At 53.2% G+C, this 3,203-nt stretch carries 1 rRNA gene; it reads left to right on the forward strand.

Annotated elements, in window-relative coordinates:
- Nucleotides 1–293 precede the first annotated feature (293 nt).
- Nucleotides 294–3,090, forward strand: a 23S ribosomal RNA gene (locus EV283_RS00140).
- Nucleotides 3,091–3,203 lie beyond the last annotated feature (113 nt).

Below are 3,203 nucleotides of genomic sequence, written 5' to 3' on the forward strand. Positions count from 1 at the left end.
AGAACGGTGATTGACGGGTACGCCCGTCGTATTTGACATTGTGAATGGGTTTTTTAAAATCGATGCCGTGAGGTGCTCGATTTTGGGGACGAGGATTGCTTAGGCAGTTCGTTAGGCACTTCTGTGCAAGGCGATCTGACGGGTGGTTCGAGGCTCCAGATATCGACATCATCATAATATATAATCTGGCTGAGATTATAATCATCCGCACCTGACAAAGACCACGACGCACTGCTCTGCCGAGTTGGTGATCCGAAAGGACACCCAGTGATGTCGTTGGTGGTGTGGACTCTCAAGCGTGAGGTAAGGGCAATTCGTGGATGCCTTGGCATGTACAGGCGATGAAGGACGTGGCACGCTGCGATAAGCGTCGGTGAGCTGTGAGCAAGCATTGACCCGACGATTTCCGAATGGGGAAACCCACCTATCCCGATTAATCCGAACTGTGTGGCAACACGCAGCTTGGGTTAATTAGGTTAGGTATCACTTAGCTGAATAAAATAGGCTTCGTGAAGCGAACCCGGCGAACTGAAACATCTCAGTAGCTGGAGGAAAAGACATCAACCGAGATTCCGTTAGTAGTGGCGAGCGAACGCGGACCAGGCCAGTGCCGACAAGTGAATTAGCAGAAGCTTCTGGAAAGTAGCGCCATAGCGGGTGACAGCCCCGTATGCGAAAATGAAATTGTCGGACTCGAGTAGGGCGGAACACGTGAAATTCTGTCTGAACATGGGGGGACCACCCTCCAAGCCTAAATACTCGTACATGACCGATAGCGAACTAGTACCGTGAGGGAAAGGTGAAAAGCACCCCGATGAGGGGAGTGAAACAGTACCTGAAACGGATTGCCTACAAGCAGTTGGAGGGCTTTTATGGCCTGACAGCGTACCTCTTGCATAATGGGTCTGTGACTTAATGTATCAAGCAAGCTTAAGCCGATAGGTGTAGGCGCAGCGAAAGCGAGTCTGAATAGGGCGCCAGAGTTTGATGTATTAGACCCGAAACCCGGCGATCTAGGCATGACCAGGATGAAGGTGCAGTAACATGCACTGGAGGTCCGAACCGATTAACGTTGAAAAGTTACCGGATGAGTTGTGTTTAGGGGTGAAAGGCCAATCAAGCCGGGAAATAGCTGGTTCTCCGCGAAAACTATTGAGGTAGTGCCTCGCACGAACACCTTAGGGGGTAGAGCACTGGATGGGCTAGGGGGTCGCGAGATCTACCAAACCTAACCAAACTCCGAATACCTAAGAGTGATATGCGGGAGACAGACGGCGGGTGCTAAGGTCCGTCGTCAAAAGGGAAACAGCCCTGACCTACAGCTAAGGCCCCCAAATCGTATCTAAGTGGGAAAGCATGTGGGACTTCCAAAACAACCAGGAGGTTGGCTTAGAAGCAGCCATCCTTTAAAGAAAGCGTAACAGCTCACTGGTCTAAACAAGAGGTCCTGCGGCGAAGATGTAACGGGGCTCAAGATACGTGCCGAAGCTTAGGGTGTGCCACTGATGTGGTACGCGGTAGCGGAGCGTTCCGTAAGCCTGTGAAGCGATCTGGTAATGGGTCGTGGAGGTATCGGAAGTGCGAATGCAGACATGAGTAGCGATAAAGAGGGTGAGATGCCCTCTCGCCGAAAGACCAAGGGTTCCTGCGCAAGGCTAATCCGCGCAGGGTGAGCCGGCCCCTAAGACGAGCCCGAAGGGGGTAGTCGATGGGAACCACGTTAATATTCGTGGGCCTGGTGGTGTGTGACGGATCATGTGTGTTGTCTGCTCTTATCGGATTGAGCAGGCTTCGAAATGGTTCCAGGAAATAGCCCCACCGTATAGACCGTACCCGAAACCGACACAGGTGGTCAGGTAGAGTATACCAAGGCGCTTGAGAGAAGTGTCCTGAAGGAACTCGGCAAATTGCCTCCGTACCTTCGGAAGAAGGAGGCCCTCACTATGCGCAAGCACTTTGAGGGGGCACAGGCCAGGGGGTAGCGACTGTTTAGCAAAAACACAGGGCTCTGCTAAGTCGGCTTCAAGACGACGTATAGGGCCTGACGCCTGCCCGGTGCCTGAAGGTTAAGTGGAGGGGTGCAAGCTCTGAAATGAAGCCCAGGTAAACGGCGGCCGTAACTATAACGGTCCTAAGGTAGCGAAATTCCTTGTCGGGTAAGTTCCGACCTGCACGAATGGCGTAACGACTTCCCCACTGTCTCCAGGACATGCTCAGCGAAATTGAATTCTCCGTGAAGATGCGGAGTACCCGCGGTTAGACGGAAAGACCCCGTGCACCTTTACTGCAGCTTCAGAGTGGCATTAGGAAGAAACTGTGTAGCATAGGTGGGAGGCTTTGAAGCATCGGCGCCAGCTGATGTGGAGCCATAGGTGAAATACCACCCTGTTTGTTTCTGATGTCTAACCTCGTTCCGTAAGCCGGAACAGGGACCCTCTGTGGCGGGTAGTTTGACTGGGGCGGTCGCCTCCTAAAGAGTAACGGAGGCGCGCAATGGTGGGCTCAGGACGGTCGGAAACCGTCTGTTAGAGTGCAATGGCATAAGCCCGCCTGACTGCGAGACTGACAAGTCGAGCAGAGACGAAAGTCGGTCATAGTGATCCGGTGGTCCCTCGTGGAAGGGCCATCGCTCAACGGATAAAAGGTACGCCGGGGATAACAGGCTGATAACCCCCAAGAGCTCATATCGACGGGGTTGTTTGGCACCTCGATGTCGGCTCATCACATCCTGGGGCTGGAGCAGGTCCCAAGGGTTTGGCTGTTCGCCAATTAAAGTGGTACGTGAGCTGGGTTCAGAACGTCGCGAGACAGTTTGGTCCCTATCTGCCGTGGGCGTCGAAATTTGAGAGGAGTTGACCCTAGTACGAGAGGACCGGGTTGAACATACCTCTGGTGTACCAGTCGTTCTGCCAAGAGCGCAGCTGGGTAGCTATGTATGGACGGGATAACCGCTGAAAGCATCTAAGCGGGAAGCCTCCCTCGAGATAAGATTTCATAGAGCCGTCGGAGACCACGACGTTGATAGATCGGATGTAGAAGTGCGGTAACGCATGGAGCTAACCGATACTAATTGCTCTATTCGCGCTTGAGAGTCTCACACCATCAATGACAACACTGGGGCAACCCAGCACGTCAGACGATAGTGCAGATGATTAGCACGACGCCAGATTGCCAATCCCCTCGCCGTCGAGGGATTGGTCGAA

It is taken from the genome of Sphingomonas sp. BK036, from assembly GCF_004216825.1.
In the GTDB taxonomy this organism is placed as follows: domain Bacteria; phylum Pseudomonadota; class Alphaproteobacteria; order Sphingomonadales; family Sphingomonadaceae; genus Sphingomonas.